Origin of the sequence: Streptomyces sp. NPDC058678 (assembly GCF_042714835.1) — a bacterium.
Lineage (GTDB): Bacteria > Actinomycetota > Actinomycetes > Streptomycetales > Streptomycetaceae > Streptomyces.
Genome location: NZ_JBHXSG010000071.1, coordinates 14,454 through 32,111, shown reverse-complemented (window position 1 = coordinate 32,111; position 17,658 = coordinate 14,454). Strand labels below are relative to the sequence as shown.

17 protein-coding genes and 5 pseudogenes are annotated in these 17,658 nt (G+C 68.9%); 8 read left to right on the top strand and 14 right to left on the bottom strand.

The annotated features are described in order from the left end of the window. Nucleotides 1-34 precede the first annotated feature (34 nt). The 3 genes from ACFWWR_RS40445 (at nt 35) to ACFWWR_RS40435 (ending at nt 2,829) form a co-directional block, all read left to right on the top strand. Nucleotides 35-631 carry a hypothetical protein gene (locus ACFWWR_RS40445; protein ID WP_384308862.1) on the top strand — a complete coding sequence of 199 codons (597 nt, stop codon included), beginning with the start codon at nt 35-37 and terminating at the stop codon, nt 629-631. A 502-nt stretch (nt 632-1,133) separates the two neighbouring features. After that, complete coding sequence (locus ACFWWR_RS40440; RefSeq protein ID WP_383874720.1) at nt 1,134-2,405, top strand: MFS transporter; 1,272 nt, start codon at nt 1,134-1,136, stop codon at nt 2,403-2,405. A gap of 229 nt (nt 2,406-2,634) precedes the next feature. Further along, nucleotides 2,635-2,829, top strand: coding sequence for a hypothetical protein (locus ACFWWR_RS40435; RefSeq protein WP_383874718.1), 195 nt, complete (start codon nt 2,635-2,637; stop codon nt 2,827-2,829). A gap of 386 nt (nt 2,830-3,215) precedes the next feature. Here ACFWWR_RS40435 and ACFWWR_RS40430 read toward each other — a convergent pair whose 3' ends face one another. From ACFWWR_RS40430 to ACFWWR_RS40410, 5 genes and pseudogenes are all read right to left on the bottom strand, one after another. Beyond that, nucleotides 3,216-3,338 (bottom strand): hypothetical protein, encoded by a 123-nt coding sequence (locus tag ACFWWR_RS40430; RefSeq protein ID WP_384308859.1) that lies wholly within the window; start codon nt 3,336-3,338, stop codon nt 3,216-3,218. A 28-nt stretch (nt 3,339-3,366) separates the two neighbouring features. After that, nucleotides 3,367-4,125 (bottom strand): annotated as a pseudogene (locus ACFWWR_RS40425) (RNA-guided endonuclease InsQ/TnpB family protein); the annotation flags it as partial. A gap of 159 nt (nt 4,126-4,284) precedes the next feature. Further along, complete coding sequence (locus ACFWWR_RS40420) at nt 4,285-5,181, bottom strand: ABC transporter ATP-binding protein (protein WP_384308857.1); 897 nt, start codon at nt 5,179-5,181, stop codon at nt 4,285-4,287. Continuing rightward, a complete protein-coding gene (locus ACFWWR_RS40415) occupies nt 5,106-5,411 on the bottom strand; it encodes a hypothetical protein (protein WP_383874712.1) in 306 nt (101 codons plus the stop codon). The genes ACFWWR_RS40420 and ACFWWR_RS40415 overlap by 76 nt, the downstream gene beginning before the upstream one ends. 132 nt (nt 5,412-5,543) lie before the next feature. After that, nucleotides 5,544-5,768, bottom strand: a pseudogene (locus tag ACFWWR_RS40410) (transposase); the annotation flags it as partial. 1,008 nt (nt 5,769-6,776) lie between these two features. Here ACFWWR_RS40410 and ACFWWR_RS40405 point away from each other — a divergent pair. The 4 genes from ACFWWR_RS40405 (at nt 6,777) to ppk2 (ending at nt 10,207) form a co-directional block, all read left to right on the top strand. Next, nucleotides 6,777-7,160 carry an AQJ64_40280 family protein gene (locus ACFWWR_RS40405; protein ID WP_384308855.1) on the top strand — a complete coding sequence of 128 codons (384 nt, stop codon included), beginning with the start codon at nt 6,777-6,779 and terminating at the stop codon, nt 7,158-7,160. A 296-nt stretch (nt 7,161-7,456) separates the two neighbouring features. Continuing rightward, nucleotides 7,457-8,388 (top strand): IS5 family transposase gene (locus ACFWWR_RS40400; RefSeq protein ID WP_383874703.1). Its coding sequence is split into 2 segments (ribosomal slippage): nt 7,457-7,786 and nt 7,789-8,388, totalling 930 coding nucleotides; the frame shifts between segments, so codons are not numbered across the junction. Nucleotides 8,389-8,827: 439 nt separating this feature from the next. Beyond that, complete coding sequence (locus tag ACFWWR_RS40395; protein WP_217241807.1) at nt 8,828-9,073, top strand: DUF6411 family protein; 246 nt, start codon at nt 8,828-8,830, stop codon at nt 9,071-9,073. 123 nt (nt 9,074-9,196) lie between these two features. Then, complete coding sequence (gene ppk2, locus ACFWWR_RS40390; RefSeq protein WP_383874701.1) at nt 9,197-10,207, top strand: polyphosphate kinase 2; 1,011 nt, start codon at nt 9,197-9,199, stop codon at nt 10,205-10,207. A gap of 154 nt (nt 10,208-10,361) precedes the next feature. Here ppk2 and ACFWWR_RS40385 read toward each other — a convergent pair whose 3' ends face one another. The 4 genes from ACFWWR_RS40385 to ACFWWR_RS40370 all read right to left on the bottom strand — a co-directional run bounded on the left by ACFWWR_RS40385 (nt 10,362) and on the right by ACFWWR_RS40370 (nt 14,552). Continuing rightward, nucleotides 10,362-12,062 (bottom strand): alpha-amylase family protein, encoded by a 1,701-nt coding sequence (locus ACFWWR_RS40385; RefSeq protein WP_384308852.1) that lies wholly within the window; start codon nt 12,060-12,062, stop codon nt 10,362-10,364. Next, nucleotides 12,053-13,057 carry a TIGR03885 family FMN-dependent LLM class oxidoreductase gene (locus ACFWWR_RS40380; RefSeq protein WP_383874697.1) on the bottom strand — a complete coding sequence of 335 codons (1,005 nt, stop codon included), beginning with the start codon at nt 13,055-13,057 and terminating at the stop codon, nt 12,053-12,055. Before ACFWWR_RS40380 ends, ACFWWR_RS40385 begins: the two co-directional genes overlap by 10 nt. 286 nt (nt 13,058-13,343) lie before the next feature. Continuing rightward, nucleotides 13,344-13,838, bottom strand: a complete 495-nt coding sequence (locus tag ACFWWR_RS40375; RefSeq protein WP_384308850.1) for a hypothetical protein — start codon at nt 13,836-13,838, stop codon at nt 13,344-13,346. Nucleotides 13,839-14,123: 285 nt separating this feature from the next. Then, nucleotides 14,124-14,552, bottom strand: coding sequence for a hypothetical protein (locus tag ACFWWR_RS40370; RefSeq protein WP_383874693.1), 429 nt, complete (start codon nt 14,550-14,552; stop codon nt 14,124-14,126). A gap of 328 nt (nt 14,553-14,880) precedes the next feature. Between ACFWWR_RS40370 and ACFWWR_RS40365 the strand changes: the two are divergent. Next, a pseudogene (locus ACFWWR_RS40365) lies at nt 14,881-15,226 on the top strand (gfo/Idh/MocA family oxidoreductase); the annotation flags it as partial. 56 nt (nt 15,227-15,282) lie between these two features. Here ACFWWR_RS40365 and ACFWWR_RS40360 read toward each other — a convergent pair. From ACFWWR_RS40360 to ACFWWR_RS40340, 5 genes and pseudogenes are all read right to left on the bottom strand, one after another. After that, complete coding sequence (locus tag ACFWWR_RS40360; RefSeq protein ID WP_383874689.1) at nt 15,283-15,894, bottom strand: TMEM175 family protein; 612 nt, start codon at nt 15,892-15,894, stop codon at nt 15,283-15,285. A gap of 75 nt (nt 15,895-15,969) precedes the next feature. After that, nucleotides 15,970-16,086: pseudogene (locus ACFWWR_RS40355) on the bottom strand (LacI family transcriptional regulator); the annotation flags it as partial. A gap of 317 nt (nt 16,087-16,403) precedes the next feature. Then, a pseudogene (locus ACFWWR_RS40350) lies at nt 16,404-16,595 on the bottom strand (transposase); the annotation flags it as partial. Between the two features lie 49 nt (nt 16,596-16,644). Beyond that, complete coding sequence (locus ACFWWR_RS40345; protein WP_384308848.1) at nt 16,645-17,037, bottom strand: SgcJ/EcaC family oxidoreductase; 393 nt, start codon at nt 17,035-17,037, stop codon at nt 16,645-16,647. Nucleotides 17,038-17,118: 81 nt separating this feature from the next. After that, on the bottom strand, nt 17,119-17,487 hold the full coding sequence (locus tag ACFWWR_RS40340) for a hypothetical protein (protein ID WP_384308845.1): 369 nt from the start codon (nt 17,485-17,487) through the stop codon (nt 17,119-17,121). Nucleotides 17,488-17,658 lie beyond the last annotated feature (171 nt).

The window sequence follows — 17,658 nt, the reverse complement described above, 5'->3', positions numbered from 1 at the left end:
CAAGGCCACACTGGCCCGCCCAACACGCACCCGCGTGTCGGGCGGGCAGCCCTGGCGAACACGGGTCCTCGCGCCGGGTGGGCGACGACAACTGCCACTGTTCGAGCAGGTTCCGCGTGACTTCGGTCGGCTCGACCCGGCCGCCGCAGACCTGGCCAGCCCCTGGCTGGCCTGGGCGAAGCACCTCACCCACCAAGTCGCCGAAGCCCGGGGCTGGGGACGCGGTATCCGCTTCGCGGTCAACCGCGGCCTGGCCATCGTTCTCACGGGAAGCACCGAGGGCTATGTCATCCGCCACAGCGAGATATTCACCCCGCTCCGTGCCCTCGACCTGCAGTTTGGCCACGTCATCACGGTCCTTGAGGAAATGGGAATCTTCCGGGACGACGAGGAACCCTTCTTCGAGCGGTGGCTCCCCGAGCGTCTGGACGGCACCGCCCCCGGTATCGCTGCGGAAGCGGAACGCTGGACCCGAGTTCTCCGTGACGGCGGCCCCCGCAGCCTGCCTCGGCAGCAGGAGCCACAGTCCCCCGCCGCCCGAACGCTCTCACGCCGCATGCTCGCTGAGGAGCTGACACCTCGGGAGTTCACTTTCCGAATTCACCAGCGCTACGGACATGATTGGCCCTGACAGAGCGGCTCGCCGAACTCGATGACGAGTACGACGTCCTCGAATACGGCGACAGAACAGTGGACCAGGTTGATGCCGAGGTCACGGCTGAAGCCCGCCGCCTCACAGCCCACTGAGAGCCGAAGCTCAGAATGAAAGTGTGAACCCCAACCTGGTAGTGCACTTGATAGCGTGAACCCCTGAGTGATGGGGGCGCCTTCGGGGGGTGCCCGCGCGTCGCCACGACGATTAGCGCTGGTCTCGGCTCCGCGGGCGGGCGAGGCGTTCGAGTCCTGGGTGGACCGGATGGCACGCGTGAACCGGTGTCCGCCCGCCGAGGTCGCGACCATGATGGGGCTTGGCCTGCGGGGGGCTTCTGCGGATGTGCGGCCTCCCTTGTTCGGGGTGCGGTCCGACGAGGTGGTCCGGCGAACGGTGTTCGCGGCGACGGGTGTGCCCGATGAGTTGGTCGGCGGAGGCCCAACACTAATGATCACCGGAGTCACCAGGGGGAGCCCGCAGCATGACCGGCACCACGGAGGCCCTTGGCGGGTCGGCTGCAGTCGAGGATGCAGCACGAAGCGTCACGCGCCCGTTCTACGTATACGCCGTGCTCGCCAACACGCTGTTCCAGCGCGGCGTATTCGTCCTCTTCCTTTATCAGCGAGGCTTCTCCGCCGGGCAAGTGGCCCTACTGCAGACACTGCTCTACCTGGTCAGCGGACTTGCGGAGTTGCCGACGGGAGTCATCGCCGACCGAATCGGCAGGCGTGCCAGCATCGTGATCGGCCAGGTGCTGATAGCTGGATGTCTGCTCGGTCAGGTGGCGTTCTCCAACTACTGGGTGTTCCTGGCGCTGTTCATCGGGCAGGGCGTGGGCATGGCATGTGTGTCCGGTTCGGACACCGCCCTGCTGTACGACCTGCTCGTGCGTCGTGGTACAACGGCCAGCTACGTCAAGATCAAGTCCCGGTTCACCATGCTCGGGACGGTCACCTCGGGAGCCGCCATCGTCCTCGGCGGCCAACTGCAGCAGATTTCCTGGGGAGTCGTCTACGTCGGTTCGGCGGCGTGCCTCGTCCTGGCCGTGGTGGTGCTGATGTCACGGGTGCCCGAGATCCGCGGCGCGGACGCGGTGGACGAGCAGGACGGAGCCGAGGAGGAGCACCGCGACGCCACAGCATGGCGGGCGATGCTTCGGGTCGCCACGCCGGCGCTCGTGACGCTTGTCGTGGTGTCCGCATTGATGCATGCGACTTTGACGCCGTACATCATTTTTACGCAGAAGACCCTCTCCGACCAGGGAGCGGGCACCGCATTGGTCAGCGTGGTCATATCGGCGGGATTCTTCGCCGGCGGGCTCACTCCATTGCTGTCGGACCGCGCGGACCGGCGCGTCGGGTACCGAGTCATCGTCCCGGTGTCTCTCCTGACGCTCGCCGTGGCGCTCGGCCTGAGCGGCCTCGGCCTTGTCTGGGTCACCATCGCCGCGTTCCTGGTCCTGGTCGGAATTCCCGAGATCACCGCCGTGATCGTGGACAACGTGTTCAACGAGGCAGTGCCGTCGCGCCACCGGGCGAGCCTGCTGTCGATGATCGCATTCGTGGAGTCGGCGCTCATCGGCATCGGCTATCTCGTCCTCGGCGCGCTCATGGACGGGTTGGGCTCCAGTGCGGGCATGGCCACCTACGCCGCGGTCCCCCTGCTGGCATGTCTCCTGTGGCTCCCGGTGCTCTTCCGAGGGGCACGGGTGACCACCGAAATCGAGAAGCCCGCCGACCAAAAGGCATCCTGAAACAGGCCATCTCGAGCAACGCCCCTGCCCGATGGCGGGGGCGTTGCTCGTTGACATGTCGCTCCCAGCGGCGACGGAGCTGTCTCGCGGCCCGCGGAGTCGAAGTGATGGAGGGGCCGGTGCCCGCACTGCTCGCCGACGGCGGTGCAGTCGGCGGGCGGCGGGTTTCTCGGCAAGAGCCTCGACGGAGACTGGGCAGTGCGGTGCCAAGAGCCGCTACAGCAGGACCATGCGCGAGCGGCAGTTGTCCAACGGCTGCGGTCACTGCGACGCGCTGCAGGGCAACTTCCCCGTCCACCAGGAGGCAACGGGCCGCGTCACCGCGAGCGGCGTGGACGGGCTGGACACGTTGCTGGTCGCTGCCTGCCCGGTGCTGGAGCAGGCCATCGTCCACGACAACAGCGGCGGCGTGATGGCGATCTGAGCTCACCCGCAGCGAGAACCCCCTGGTCAGCTCCACTCTCATTTCCCATGCCCCAGAATGGCCTCGATTAGATATTAATCTAACCAACAGTGGCCAGGTCAGAGGGCATGTCAAGTCTCATCTTCAGCGGCGGCTCTCACCCACCCCCACGTTCCCGCCGAACCCACGGACACGCCCAGCTGATGCACACGGACCGACCCGCGAGTTCGCACTGAACAGGCTTCAGTTTCCGTGAACACATGGGGCTCACCGGCCTTGGGGGCCAACGGGACAGCCGATATCGGCGAGATTGATCTTGAATGGCGAGAGGATCCTGTCGCCGCCGCGAGGGTCAGCCGGAACCCGTCTGCCCCTCGCGGTTACTCCCGTAGTGGGACCGGCGTCTGTCAGGTCACTCGGCGGCGGATCCACCAGGCGCAGAATCCGGTCAGGACCAGGGCGAGGCCGAGGTAGAGCCCGGTCTCGGCCCATAGAAGGGCCCAGAAGTTCCCGGCAGGCTGGTACGTCACCTGCTGCTTTTGACTTCCGCTCCCCGGGCTAAAGCCCGGGGATTCCTACCACGGTCGGCTGACCGTCTCGGTGGGTTCCTGCTTCACCGCGCTGGGCCGGTACGAGTACCGGTCTTACCTGCGCTCGACAGGCTGACACCGCCAGTCCGGCGGCCTTGGCGACGTTGACCGCCGCATTGATGTCCCGGTCAAGGACGGCCCCGCAAGCCCCGCATTCCCACACGCGGATGTGCAGCGGCTTGGGACCGTCCTTGACGCCGCACTGCGAGCAGACCTGGGAGGTCGGCTCGAACCGTCCGATGCGGTGGAAGCTGCGGCCGAACTTCGCGGCCTTGTACTCCAGCATCCTCACGAACGCGGACCATCCGGCGTCATGCACGGACTTGGCCAGGTGCGTACGGGCGAGCCCCTTCACCGCCAGGTCCTCCACTGCGACCGCTTGGTTGTCGCGGATCAGCCGGGTGGAGAGCTGGTGGTGGAACTCGCGCCGCGCGTCGGCGACCTGCGCGTGAGCGCGGGCGTCCTTGACCCTGGCCTTGTCCCGGTTGCGCGAGCCCTTCGCCTTGCGGCTGAGAGCCTGCTGTGCCCGCTTGAGCTTCTTCTCGGCCCTGCGCAGGAAGCGAGAAGCGTCGATCTTCGTGCCGTCGGACAAGACGGCGAAATGCCCCAGCCCCAGGTCGATGCCGACGACCTGACCGCTCTCGGCCGGCGCGACGGGCCCGCTCTCCACAACAAAGCTCGCGAAGTACCTTCCCGCCGCGTCCTTGATCACGGTTACCGTGGAGGGTCTGGTCCGCACTGGAGACCTGGCCCACCAGGCTGCTGCCGGCCGTCCGGTAGAGGTCGGTCAGCTGCGGACCGGTGACCGCCAGGGTGGCGGCGCGGGCAGCCACGGCGGCGAACATCACGGCGGCCTGGGTGCGGAACTGGCGCCAGGTCAGCCAGATCATCGCAGTACCTCCAGTGCGGGCCGGGTGTCACGTACCGCATTGGCGGGCCGGGTCATGTAGGCCAGGACGATGTCTTCCAGACCGAGCGGGCTGACGGTCCAGGACGGATCGTGGACCGCGGTGTCGGTGCGCACCAGGAGGGTGGTCTGCCGTTCGGTGTGGCTGGCGGTGATGACGTGCTGACCGGTCGGGAGCGTGTCCGGGTCCCGGCGCGGTCCGGTGAGCCGGTGGTGGCAGGCGACCAGGTCGTCGATGTCGCCGGCCACCTGCACCCGGGAGTCGACCAGGACGATGACGTAGTCGCAGGTCCGCTCCACGTCGGAGACCAGGTGGGAGGAGAGCACGACGCTCAGCTCGTGCTCGGCGACGGCCTCCATCAGGTCCTGCATGAACTCCCTTCGGGCGAGCGGGTCCAGGGCCGCGACCGGCTCGTCCAGGATGAGCAGCTCGGGGCGCTTGGCGATGCCCAGGGTGAGGGCGAGCTGCGCGCGCTGGCCGCCGGACAGCTTGCCGGCCCGCTGCTTGGGGTCCAGACCGAGGCGACGGATCCGGTCGCGCGCCACGGCGTCGTCCCAGTTCGGGTTGAGGCGCTTGCCGAAGTCGAGGTGGTCGGCGACGCTCAGCGCGGAGTAGGTCGGGGTGTCCTGGGCGACGAAACCGACCTTGGCCAGCTGATCCACGCCCTCGGCGGGACGGCCGCCGCACACCTCGATGGTGCCGGCCGTCGGGGTCAGCATGCCGGAAGCCAACTTCAACAAGGTCGACTTGCCGGCGCCGTTGGGGCCGACCAGACCCACCACCCGGCCGGCGGGGACGTTCAGGTCGCAGTTCTGCAGCGCCCAGCGCTGCTTGTACTTCTTGCCCAGTGCCTGGGCTCGTAAGACGGCACACACGCTACGTCCTCTCCGGCGGCGTTGTGAAAGGTGTTCATGAACAGCGCCTCGATGCTCTCGTCGTCCAGCCCGGCCAGGCGGGCCTTGGTCAGCCAGCGCCGCAGGTCCTTGCGGAGCGGGCCGTGCGCGGCGAGCGTGGCGTCGGCCAACGTCCGGGTCACGAACGTGCCCACGCCGGGGCGAGCGGCCACCAGGCCCTCGTGCTCCAACTCGCGGTACGCCTTGAGCACCGTGTTCGGGTTGACCGAGCCGGTCCGGCCTGCCCCCGTACCAGCAGTTGGTCCAGCAGGGGCACGCACTGCGCCTGGGCCTGCTGAACGAGGGGGACAGGCTGCCGACCGTCAAGGACGTGGCGAAGCAGATGCGCGGTTGGCGTGCGATGAGTACGCCTTGTCACCACGGACCCGCAGCGGCCGTCCGCGTGGTCGCCCCGCGCCGAGCCGGGGCACACTGATGCCGTCCAGCACGGCCACGAACTGCGGGCTGTCACCCCGCTGCCCTGCCGTGACCAGCAACGACAAGGGCCGTTGACCTTGTTCGCAGGCCAGATGAATCTTGGTGGTCAGGCCGCCTCGAGACCGGCCGAGTGCGCGATCGTCCGGCTCGGCGACGATCCCGCCGGGTGGCTCCTTCTGGGTCTGCCCGTCCCGGCGGGCGCCGGCCGCGTGCTGGTGAGCCCGGCAGAATCGACATTCTTTCGAGCTCGTCAACACAACGACCCGCCCGGACCCCGCCCACCGACGAAGATGGTGGCGAGAGAGCCGCAGGCCCCGTACGGACCACTCCGGAGCGGTGATGTCTTTCCGCTCGCCGGAGAGGCCATGTGGTCCCAGTTGTCGTTCTGCGGCCATCCGGACATGTAACGGTTGCGCTGGCCGATGCTGGTGCCGCTGTAGTGATCGCGGTGGCGGATGCGGTGAGGCGACGCCCGTCAAGGCGGCAGCGATCCGAATCTTCATGCCTTCTCCTGTCCGGTGTGTTTTCTGGTGCGGCGTCGAGCGTCGGACACGGCAACCGCAGGTCGAGGTATGGCTCATCGGGCAGTACGTTCCGCCCGCGTCGGCATCGCGGAGTAGTACAGCGCGCGTTGAGGAGGATGGCAGGATCCCGTACGTCTCGGTGTCCGCCGCACACGCGAGACCACCGTGACGCGCTCCAGGCGAAGGTGGACCCCGCGGCCATCGCCTCCGGCATCAAAGGCACCTTCGGAGCCCACGCCCGGCAGGGCATCACATGAGCCCCGATATCGGCGCTGGTCAGGTCGCGAAGTGACCTCGGACAGCAGCGGGCGCGAACCCGACGACGGCGTATCTGCGTCGTAGACAGGGCCGTGCTGTGACCACGTAGGTTCGCCGAGTTGGTTGGTTATGGCGGTTGGATGTGCGGTGCTGTTCGGTCCGACCGCTGGAGGCGCGTAAGTCTGGAGGGTGGAGGGAGGCAGTCGCGGATCGTTTGGTGCTGTGCTCGTTCCGTCTCAAGCAACCTTCGCGAACGCCAAGCGGTCTTGCCTGGTGCCGGGCCCGGGGCAGTGCCCTTGCCGACAGGTCGGCATATGCGCAGAAGACGACTTGCCGAGTGCCTGAGCGAGGGTGGAGATGACGAATCTGAACACCGTGGTGACGTGGGTTGACGCACGCGACAGACTGCCTCGGAGCGGTACACCGGTGGCAGCAGCGATCACGGGTCGGTATCCGGCTGACAGCGTCACTGAGTCCGATACGGCGTTGGGTGAGGAATTTTGGCTGGTGAGGCCGATGTACTTCACGACTCTGCACTGGAGTGAGGACGGGGCAGAGCACAGAGACTGCTTCGTCGACTCCGACGGGATCGTCCGTTTGCCCTACGGCCTTACCAGTGCCGAAACCGTGACTCACTGGGCAGAGCTGCCCACCCTGCCAGGCGGGACGACGCACGTGGTTCTCGGGAAGGACGCGCAGACAGCTCTCCAGAACGTGTGGGGCCCTCATCCCATTACCTGACCCACAGCCTGCTCGGACACTTTGCGCGAGTGCCCACATAGCCGATCGGTCTACAACGCCTGAACCCGAACCCCTGCCGCGCGCCCCGAAGGACATCGCGCCTTCGGGGCGCGCACCGCCGACGACCCGCGACAAGGCGTACGACTCGAAGGCTGTGCGCGGTGAGCTGCGACGCCGCTGCATCCAGGCGCTGATCTCCCGCAAGGGCTCCCCGAACATCAAGGGCCTGGGCAAGCTTCGCTAGGACCTGCCCGCCGATCATGTGGCTGTCTGACTGGTGGCTCGTTGTGTCAGGCATGGGGCGGGGTGACCTGACGGATGCCGAGTGGGAACGGCTGCGGCAGTTCCTGCCGGTCAGCAACGGGCGTCGTGGCCGGTGGCGGGATCACCGGCAGGTGATCGACGGGATCCTGCACCGGGTGCGGACCGGGGTGCAGTGGCGGGATTTGCCCGAGCGGTTCGGACCGTGGAAGACGGTCTATGAACGCCACCGGCTGTGGTCGGCCGACGGCACATGGGAGCGTCTGCTGCAACAGGTGCAGGCCGCGGCCGACGCGGCTGGCGAGATCGACTGGGACGTCGCGGTGGACTCCACCATCGTGCGTGCGCACCAGCACGCAGCCGGTGCTCGCACCGACCCGCCGCCGGCCCCCGCGTCAAAGGGGGACGAAGCGGCAGAACACCAGGCCGAGACGCCGTCGCAGAGCCTGCTCGCCCGGCTGGTGGAGGTGGTGCAGGAGGTGAGGGCCTGGGCCGCTCGCGCGGCGGGTTGACCAGCAAGCTCCACCTGAGCGCTGACGGGTGCTGTCGGCCGCTGTCCCTGCTCGTCACCGGCGGGCAGCGGGCGGACTGCACCCAGTTCGAGGCCGTACTGGAAAAGATCCGCGTTCCCCGTATCGGACCGGGCAGGCCCCGCACCACGCCCGACAGCCTCGCCGCCGACAAGGCCCACAGCAACGGCCCGTGCCGTCAGTACCTGCACCGCAGGGGCATCCGGCACACCATCCCGGAAAAGACCGACAGCCAGGCCGCCCGCCGACTCAACGGCTCACGCGGCGGTCGGCCACCCGGCTTCGATGACGAGCGGTACAAGAAGCGCAACACCGTCGAGCGGGCGATCAACAGGCTCAAGCAGGCCAGGGCCGTGGCCACTCGCTACGACAAACGCGGCTACGTCTTCCTCGGCACCGCCACCGTCGCAGCCCTCGTCATCTGGCTTCGCACATGATCGGGCGGACAAGTCCTAGCCGGGCACCAGCGCATCGCCTGAGCAAGTCAAGATGACCATGGTGATGAATTACTCCGCCTTCGGCACCGAGGTCAACGCCGAGGCACCACCGGCAAGCCAGGTGGCTGACATGACGGACGAGGCCATCCGGCAGGGCCAGCAGCAGAGCTGATCCGCGCGAACGGACAGACAGTGGGCGGCGGCCCCGACCATGCCTCGGGGCCGTCCCCGCGCATGCCGCTCCACGGCTGCCCGGCACCGGCCACAGCCACGGCCCGGCCACGGCCCCGGCCCGCCCGACCATATGGGGACCGACCAGCCGCCCGATCCGTCGGATCAGCCCAGCCGAGACCGCTCGATCCGGCGTGATCACCGTAGGGCGGGGCACGCGGTCTGAGCAGATGGAAGAAGCGCGCAAACCCTCGATCTCCAGGAGCCCATGATGGTCATCGCCATAGTCATCGCCGCGTGTGTCGTCCTTGCCGTGCTGGCCTTTCTCCTGCCTCGGCTGTCCCGGCATCCGCAGAACGGTGCCCAGCGCGGTCTCGGAGCCGGTTCGCGGGCCGGGGCCAAGGCACCCGGCCCGCTGGGACGGCTGTTGAGCAAGCCCTTCAGCTCCAGCTCCCGTGCGGTCGGCCGCAGCGGCTCCGCCGGACGCCGGGCCCGCGGCCGCCTTCCATTCTGAGTGCCGCAATGCTGTACGTGGACGTGGTGACCCGGCGACGGCGCGTAGCCGGCGGCTCATGTTCGTCCGCGCCTCGTGCGGGCACCGTCCACCTCGGTGTCCAGGATTGATCGGAGACGGGTGATGTCACAGCACGACGACACGGCACGACCGTACGAGGTCGACGAGGCGCGGGTCGAGGAGGGCCTGCTCGACGGCCTCAGCGTGGACGAACGCCGGCCGGAGAAACCGATCCTCCTGGACGCCGACGGAAGCGCCGTGGGCACATGGCGGGAAAACTATCCGTACGACCAGAAGGTCAAGCGGTCCGAGTACGAGCGGACCAAGCGCGTCCTGCAGATCGAGCTGCTGAAGTTGCAGCGCTGGGTCAAAGAGACCGGCCAGCGGATCATCGTGCTGTGCGAGGGCCGCGACGCCGCCGGCAAGGGGGGCACCATCCAGCGGTTCACCGAGCGGCTCAACCCGCGCGGCGCCCGCGTCGTGGCGCTGGAGAAGCCGACCGAGCGGGAAGCGGGGCAGTGGTACTTCCAGCGCTACGTGGCACACCTGCCGTCCCGTGGTGAGATCGTCTTCTTCGACCGCTCCTGGTACAACCGGGCCGGCGTCGAGCGCGTGATGGGGTTCTGCACCGAGGCCGAGTACCGCACCTTCCTTGAGCAGGCCCCGCTGTTCGAGGAGATGCTGACCAAGGACGGCATCCTGCTGGTCAAGTTCTGGTTCTCCGTCTCCCGCACCGAGCAGCGGACCCGGTTCGCAATCCGCCAGGTCGATCCCCTACGCCGCTGGAAACTCTCCCCCACCGACCTCGCCTCGCTCGACCTGTGGGACGCGTACACCGCCGCCAAGATCGACATGTTCCGTGCGACGGACACGCCGCACGCCCCGTGGACGGTGGTGAAGAACAACGACAAGCGCCGCGGTCGGCTTGAGGCGATGCGCAGCCTCCTCGACCGCTGTGACTACCCCGCCAAGGACCACGCGGCCGTGGGCAAGCCGGACCCGCTGATCGTGGGCGCCGCGAACACGCTGCTGGAGGCGGGCGAGGAACCCATCGACCTCTCCCCGACCCCGCTGGCCGGGCACGGCCATGGCCCCGGAAACCATCCGACCGAGGCGGGCGGCGAGCGGGCCTGATCCACAGCGTGCGGCCTCGCCACGTCGATGCGGCTTACGCCGACGGGCGCGCAGCCGGTCATCCGACTCCGTTCCACTGCGGCCCGTGCTGTCCCCACCTTCGCCTCCGGCAAGCAGTCGACAGGGGCCGACCTGCGCCGGCCCAGCTGGAGCTTCAGTCACAAGCGACCCTTTCGGGGTCGTCTGCCGGCGTGCCGACGCGGAGCCACCGGTAGCCGTAGGCGGGCAGGTCGACGCGGAACAAGCCGTCGGCGGGCACCCCGGAACCGCTGTGCCCCTCGTCGAGCAGGTCGGTCAACCGTCCGCCCGCCCCCGCCTCGCTCAGCTCCAGCCGTACGGTGAGGGGCCGGTCCGCGAAGTTGTGCACGGCCAGCACCGTGCCGTCGCCGGCGCGGCAGACGTGCGCCAGGACCGCGCGCTCCCCCGTCTCCACCAGGTGGTGCTCGCCCCAGGCCAGTTCGGGTGCCTCCCGGTAGCGTTCGATGAACAGACGCATGCGGCTGAGCAGTGAGCCGGGGTCGCGGCTCTGCTCGTACACGTTGATCTTCTGGGGTCCGAACGCGCCCTCCACCAGCGGGTTGGGGAAGGCGTCCGGCTCTGCGGTGGAGAACCCCGCGCCCTGCTCCGGGGTCCATTGCATCGGGGTACGAACGGCCTGGCGTCCCTCCGCGGCCAGGTTCTCGCCCATGCCGAGCTCCTCGCCGTAGAAGAGCACAGGGGTACCCGGCAGGGTGAACAGCAGGCTGTAGGCGAGTTCGATGCGGCGCCGGTCGCCGTCGACCATGGGCGGCAGCCTGCGGCGCAGCCCTCGGTCGTACAGTTGCATGTCCTTGTCCGGGCCGAAGGACGCGAACACCTCGGCCCGTTCGTCGTCGCTGAGCTTGTCGAGGGTGAGTTCGTCGTGGTTGCGCACGAACATGGCCCAGTGGGCGTCGCGCGGCGCTGCGGGGCGGTCTCGTAGCGCGGCGGCCAGCGGCCGGGCGTCCTGGCGTGCCATCGACAGGTACATCTGCTGCATCGCGACGAAGTCGAAGCACATGGTGAGTTCGTCGCCGCGGTCCGAGGAAGGGTCGCCGAAGAAGCGGGCGGTGCCGTCGTAGGGCAGGTTGACCTCGCCGAGCAGGACCGACTCGCCGTTGCGGCGGCCGAGGAAGGCACGCAGGTCGGCGAGGTACTCGTGCGGGTCGGGCAGCTCCCCCGCGTCGCTCTGTCCGTCGGTCTCCAGCAGGAAGGGCACGGCGTCGACCCGGAAGCCGGACAGCCCGAGTTGCGTCCAGAACCCCATGATGCGGGCTATCTCGTCGCGGACCTCGGGGTGGGCGACGTTGAGATCGGGCTGCTGCTTGTAGAAGCGGTGCAGATAGTACTGGCCGCTGCCCTCGTCGTACTCCCACAGGCTGTCTTCCGCGTCGGGGAAGACCACACCCTGGGGGCCGTCCTCGGGGGGCTCGTCCTTCCAGACGTACCAGTCCCGGTGGGCGGAGTCCCGGCTGGAGCGGGCGTCCCGGAACCAGGGGTGGTCCTCGGAGGTGTGGTTGACGACCAGGTCGGCGATCACGCGGATGCCGCGGTCGCGTGCGGTGCGGACGAACTCGGCAAAGTCGCCGAGGGTGCCCAGTCGTGGGTCCACCCCGTAGAAGTCCGTGATGTCGTAGCCGTCGTCGCGCTCCCGCGTCGGATAGAAGGGCATCAGCCACACGCAGGTCACGCCGAGCCGCACCAGGTGGTCGATACGCTGCGTGAGTCCGGCGAAGTCACCGATGCCGTCACCGTTACCGTCCTGGTACGTCTCGACGTCCAGGCAGTACACCACCGCGTTCTTCCACCAGAGGTCGGACGTGCGTGTCAGACGCATCGGTACTCCTTCGCCGTGGCGGGGATCGGGCGGGTCACGTGGAGTTGCGGCAGTACCTCGGCGCCGAACGCGTCGATGAACGCGCTCTGTTCGCGGCCGACGTGGTGGAGCATGACCGCGTCGAAGCCGAGGTCGGCGTACTCCTGGAGCCGGGCGGTGTGCCGGCCGAGGTCGCAGGAGACGTCGACCGTGCGCGCCACCTGCTCGGGAGTGACGTGCTCACTGACGATGTCGAACAGTTCCGCGGAGTCCAGGTCCCAACTGACCGGCGGAGCATGCACGTTGGTCCGCCACTGGTCGTGCGCGAGCGCCATGGCCTCGTCCTCGTCGGGCGCCCAGCTCAGGTGCACCTGGAGGTGGAGTGGCCCACGGCCGCCCGCGTCACGGTACGCGGCGACGATCTCGCGCAGGCGTTCGCGCGGGCCGTTGACCGTGATCAGACCGTCCGCCCACTCGGCGCACCAGGCCGCGGTCGCGGTACTGCACGCAGCTCCGATCAAGGGCGGTACCTCGGGCGGAAGCGTCCACAGCCGGGCCCGGTCCACGGTCACCAGCCCGTCGTGGCTGACCTCCTCACCCCGCAACAGCGCCCGGATGACGTCGACGCACTCCCGCAGCCGCGCGGTACGGGCGTCCTTACGGGGCCAACCCCCGCCGGTGATGTGCTCGTTGGACGCCTCTCCGGTCCCGAGCGCGGCCCAGAACCGGCCCGGGTTCATGGACGCGAGCGTGGCGATCGCCTGGGCGACGACTGCGGGATGGTAGCGCTGGCCGGGCGCGTTCACCACGCCGAACGGCACCTGGTCGGTGGCCTGGAGGGCGGCCCCGAGCCATGACCAGGCGAAGCCGGACTCCCCCTGGCGCACACTCCACGGCGAGAAGTGGTCCGAGCACATGGCGGCCGTGAAGCCCGCCTGTTCCGCACGTACTACGGCATCGAGCAGATCCGCGGGCGGGATCTGCTCGTGCGAGGCGTGTAACCCGTAGACAGTCATGGCAAGCGACTACCCCCCGAACGGCCTCTCAGCGGGCGCCGGCCACAAGGCCGTCGGCGTGGTCGGAACGTCCGAGTCACACGAGGCGCCTGGGGGTGAGGGACGGGGGCGGCATCGTCGAGAGCTCCGCTCCCGCGAGCGGGGGCGACGTCGGTGGCTTGATGCCGGTGGTTTCGAGGCCGGGTTTGATGCCGGTGGTTTCGACGCTGGCGCTTTCGACGTAGGCGGTTTGATGCCGGTGGTTTCCACGTCGGCGGTCTTGCGTGGGCCCGCGCGGTGCCGTGTCTCAGGCGCTCGCGTGGCGGCGGACGGCCGGCCTCCGTGGAGCGGCGTGGTGGGCGGCCCGGTCGGCGTCCTCGGACCGGTGGTGCCGCAGCCACAGGGTCGTCGCGGACAGCAGACCGGCGAAGACGACCAGCAGGAGCACGGGCACCCACATATGCCGGCTCCCGGGGTGCTGCCAGCCTCCCCAGGCGGCGGTGGCCGCCCAGAGGAGAACACCCAGCGCGTAGAAGGTTCGGATGCGGCGCATCTGCCGTACGGCCCGCAGGAGCTTGGAGTGATCGTTCTTCGGTGCCATGCGGACCCGTGTACCCCCGATCCCTTCTCTCGATCGGCCGGACGGGAACTTGTCGGAGCGGCCGTAGAGCTCCGCCTTGAAGTCCAGGTCGTGGGACTCGGTCACGGTGTTCGTGACGAGCGTGGTGACCTGAGCATGTGAAACAGCGTCCAGCCGGGCTCCGAAGACGCCTTCAAGCCGACGCGAGCGAAGTGCGACCATGCCGTCCGATCCTGCCGGATTTGGCCCCAGGTGTCACAGGAATTGAACGGAGGCCTCGGTCGGGTGCAGTTCGCCGGATCGCAGAACCTGCGGGCTCGGCCGGGCGGCCCGGGCCTCCCCCGGGGCGGCGGTTGTCGGGCCGGGGTGGGGAGCGAGCCGCCCGACACCGCAGCGCGTGGCGCATGGTCGCGGTCATCCACTCCATCGCCTGGGTGTCGGTGGGTCCGGTCATTCGGAACGTGGCGCTGATGGAGCGCATGCCGCCGTTGTGGTGGGAGGTGCCGGTCATGTACTCCCAGACGTAGACGCGCGGCTCTTCGCGGCGCCGCAGTCGGCGGTGAGTCGGCTCCAGTGCGATCTGCTGCTGGACCCAGTCGCGGTCCTGCTCGCCCTGGCCGTGGCAGGCGCGCAGCAGGACGTCGTTCCACTTACCGAGGCCGGAGTGGGCAGGAACTCGAGGATCGCGTCGCGGAACCATCCGGTGAGGAGCGCGTCGGCGGCGGCGATGCGGTCCTGGCCGCCGCTTTCGACGTGGCGGCCGACCAGCTGGCCGAGCCGGGCGACCGGTATCAGGTCTCCGCTCCATCGGTAGTCGACGGCCTCGAAGACCCGCCAGGTCTGTTCGGTCCAGTGGCCGTCGTCCCACGGCTCGCTGCTGATGCCCCAGCCCGCACCGAGCCGGATGGCCCGCCCCCAGTGCCGCGCACTGCGCACGCAGTAGCGCGCAGCATCCTTGCCGCCGTTCTTGACCTGGGGATCTTCACCGGAGGCGGCACGTGATCTCGCTGCCCGTGCTCGCTCTGCTCGGCTTCGCCGCGTATCGCGCGCCCCACGCCGACACGTTGCCCGCGGACAGCGCCCGGCCGTGCTCGTGCCCCGCCGTGACAGGGCTCCTAGGTTGGTAGTGCTCGGGGCCTCAGCCTGTTCTTCCCTGGCGCACATGCGGTCACCAAGGCCACGTTGTGCCGTCGATCAGGACCACCTCCCCGCCCGGCTTGGCGACCTTCTTCAGGGCGCGGTCCAGACGTGGGGCAAGGGTGGGGTCTCGGTCGGCGAGCAGAACAACTACGGCGGTGCACGGCACCAAGGGAGCGGTGTTCTGGGACTTCCGCCGGAGGAACGAACTCGGCGTCAGCCGCGGCGACCGGTATCAGGACCAGCCGGTCAGCACGGTGCACATGGGTCCCGGCGAGGGCGAGTACGAGGCCTTCCGGGGCTCCGCCAACGCCATGCTACGACGACCTCAAGGTGATCGAGGCGTACCGCTTCCTCCGCTCGATCGCCGAGGGCACCGCGCACGGCGCCCCCCTCACCGACGCCGTGCACAGTGCGACCGCGCTCGGTCGGCGCGAAGCGGTGCCTGGGCGGAGGTGAGCGAGCAGGGGTGACATGCTGCCTCAGCCCGGCCGGGCGTGACACCGGGACTCGGGCGTCACGCCTGTCCTCAGCCCGACCTCTGGAGCCGCCGGCCCAGGTAGACCTTCGTCGGGACGAGGACGAGCCACAGCCACATGATCGTGGGGCCGGTCACAAAGGTCAGCGGGACGGTGACGAGGAAGACCACCACGATCGTGGCGCTGTCGAGGAGGTAGAGCGTGGTCGCCGCATCGGAGGGCGTGTCATTGCGCAGCCAGGGGCGTTTGGCCAGAACGGTGGCCACCGCGAGATGGCAGGCGCCGAGCGCGGCGACCGCCCCCGCGTAGACGGCGACCGACACGGGCTGGTCGCCGTACTCGGCGAGCAGCCTGGTCGGGAAGGGCACAAGGGCCGCGACGCCGAAGCCGGCGACGGAGAGGATCACCACCTGTCCGTCGACCTCCCGCACGCCGCGGAAGATCCTGCGGTGGTCGCGCCAGTAGCCGCCGAGCACCACCACGCTGAGCGCGTAGGCCCCGAGGTCGGGCAGCACCCGGCGCAGGGCCTCGTGGTACTGGTCGGGCTCCAGACCCCGCGGCACATAGAGATCCAGGACGAGCAGCGTGATGGCGATGGCGAACACGCCGTCGGCGAGCGCCAGCAACCGTTCCGGCCCACCGTCCGGGCGCGATCTCCACATGGGCTCGACGGTAGGGGCCGCGGAAGCTTCCCTTTCAGATCCACGCCCGGTCACGCCCCCGAACGCCGCCGGGGATCACACGGTCGGCGCCTGGGGCGGCATCTTGTACGACGTGACCACCTGGATCGCCGACGGCAGCGGGCGCCCCGCGGGCGGCAGGGCGCCGTGGGCGCGTATGACGATGTGGCAGGCGGCCGGCAGGAGCGAGCTGACCGCGTCGCCGCTATGGTCTGACCGCCGGGAGCACGAAGGCCACCTGCGCGTGCCCCGCCGTCACACCGAGGACGTCCTCTACCTTCACGCAGCGCGCAAGGACCCCTAAGGCCCGGTGGGCGAGACGGCTCCTCTGGGTGGGGAATTTCAGCAAGCAGATCCGTCCCACCCCCGAGCGGCGCGTGGGGAAATTCAGAGAGCCTCATCACGGCCGCCCAACCGCCACAAACGCCCTGTCATCGGTGGTGCCTGGCCGCGATGAAGCCGAAGCGGACGCGGGTGTCGACGACCAGGCCACGCTCATAGGCCGTCTTCCACGGGCCGAACCGCTCGGGCAGATCCCGCCACTGCACGCCGGTCCGCACGCGGTGCAGAATCCCGTCGATCACCTGCCGGTGATCCCGCCAGCGGCCACAACGCCCGTTACTCACTGGCAGAAACGGCCGCAGCCGCTCCCACTCCGCATCTGTCAGATCACCACGCGTCATGCCCAGGACAACGATCCGAACATGAACCAGTCACATGATCATTCTTGTTCTATTCGACCCGCACTTCGGTGTTCTGGCATGCGTGCAGCAGCCACCTCCCGTCATCCTGCTTCGTCATGACGTAGAGCGGAGCGCCTTCCGTTTCGCCCTCTGGCGAGTGGTAGACCTGCCGAACCTTGACGGCCGCCACGTCGGGCCGCAGGAATTGCGTGTGCACTGCCTCGTAGGTGATCTCACCATCCCAGCTGGCTGCGGGTAGCACGGCGCGGGTGAACTCGGCGATCGCGTCGAAGCCGATCAAGACCTTGCCGTGGCCGGTCGTCCAGAGGGCGTCGGGGTGGAAGAGTGCGAGGAACCCCTCGACGTCTTTGGCGCGCTGAGCGCGCTCGACAGTGGTGACGACCTGTTCGATGGCTTTGATATCTGCGGTTTCGGTATCCATGCAGATCACTCTGAGACCTCAAGTCAACTTGAGGTCAAGGCCCAGCCGTGAGATCGCCCGGACAGGTCCTAGCCGTGACCGTCAGGCGGGCGCGGCGCAAAACTCGGTGACGATCGCGAACGAGGTGGTCACCAGCGGCACCGCCATGGCCGGAGGCATCACCGCGTGTGTGGTCTGGCCGTGCGCCATGCCGTTGCGGATCTGCCGCCCGTAGTCGAGGTACTCCGCCTGCCGGGCCGTCAGGATCCCCGCGTCGGCGCCCTGCTCGATGAGCTTCTGCAGCGGCTTCTTGCCCGGGCCCGGGATACGGTCACGCAGCACGATCTCCACCGCGATCAGGGAGTGCATGACCGCCACGGTGGAAAACTCGTAGCAGTAGTACGACCGCCGCAGCAGCTCGCGGGCCGTGCGCAGGACCGTCGCCGCGGCCTCGGGTACGCCGGTGGGCACGACCAGGTCGACCTGGCAGCACCCACGCCCTGGACAGAACAGCACCCACGCCCGCCGCGGGCGCGCCCGCGCGCGCGGGGCGGGCCCCGGCCGGCGTCTGGTGGGCGGGGCCGGTCCCGGGGGTTGCCCCCGGGCGTGAGGCGGACCAGGCGGAATGAAGCCGGCCGGTAT

Bases quoted from the DNA above. Each gene is read 5' to 3' on its own strand.
- ACFWWR_RS40380 (WP_383874697.1), bottom strand. From the start codon at position 13,057: ATGACTGTCTACGGGTTACACGCCTCGCACGAGCAGATCCCGCCCGCG.
- ACFWWR_RS40375 (WP_384308850.1), bottom strand. From the start codon at position 13,838: ATGGTCGCACTTCGCTCGCGTCGGCTTGAAGGCGTCTTCGGAGCCCGG.
- ACFWWR_RS40395 (WP_217241807.1), top strand. From the start codon at position 8,828: ATGATGGTCATCGCCATAGTCATCGCCGCGTGTGTCGTCCTTGCCGTG.
- ACFWWR_RS40385 (WP_384308852.1), bottom strand. From the start codon at position 12,062: ATGCGTCTGACACGCACGTCCGACCTCTGGTGGAAGAACGCGGTGGTG.
- ACFWWR_RS40345 (WP_384308848.1), bottom strand. From the start codon at position 17,037: ATGGATACCGAAACCGCAGATATCAAAGCCATCGAACAGGTCGTCACC.
- ACFWWR_RS40360 (WP_383874689.1), bottom strand. From the start codon at position 15,894: ATGTGGAGATCGCGCCCGGACGGTGGGCCGGAACGGTTGCTGGCGCTC.
- ACFWWR_RS40440 (WP_383874720.1), top strand. From the start codon at position 1,134: ATGACCGGCACCACGGAGGCCCTTGGCGGGTCGGCTGCAGTCGAGGAT.
- ACFWWR_RS40405 (WP_384308855.1), top strand. From the start codon at position 6,777: ATGACGAATCTGAACACCGTGGTGACGTGGGTTGACGCACGCGACAGA.
- ppk2 (WP_383874701.1), top strand. From the start codon at position 9,197: ATGTCACAGCACGACGACACGGCACGACCGTACGAGGTCGACGAGGCG.
- ACFWWR_RS40435 (WP_383874718.1), top strand. From the start codon at position 2,635: ATGCGCGAGCGGCAGTTGTCCAACGGCTGCGGTCACTGCGACGCGCTG.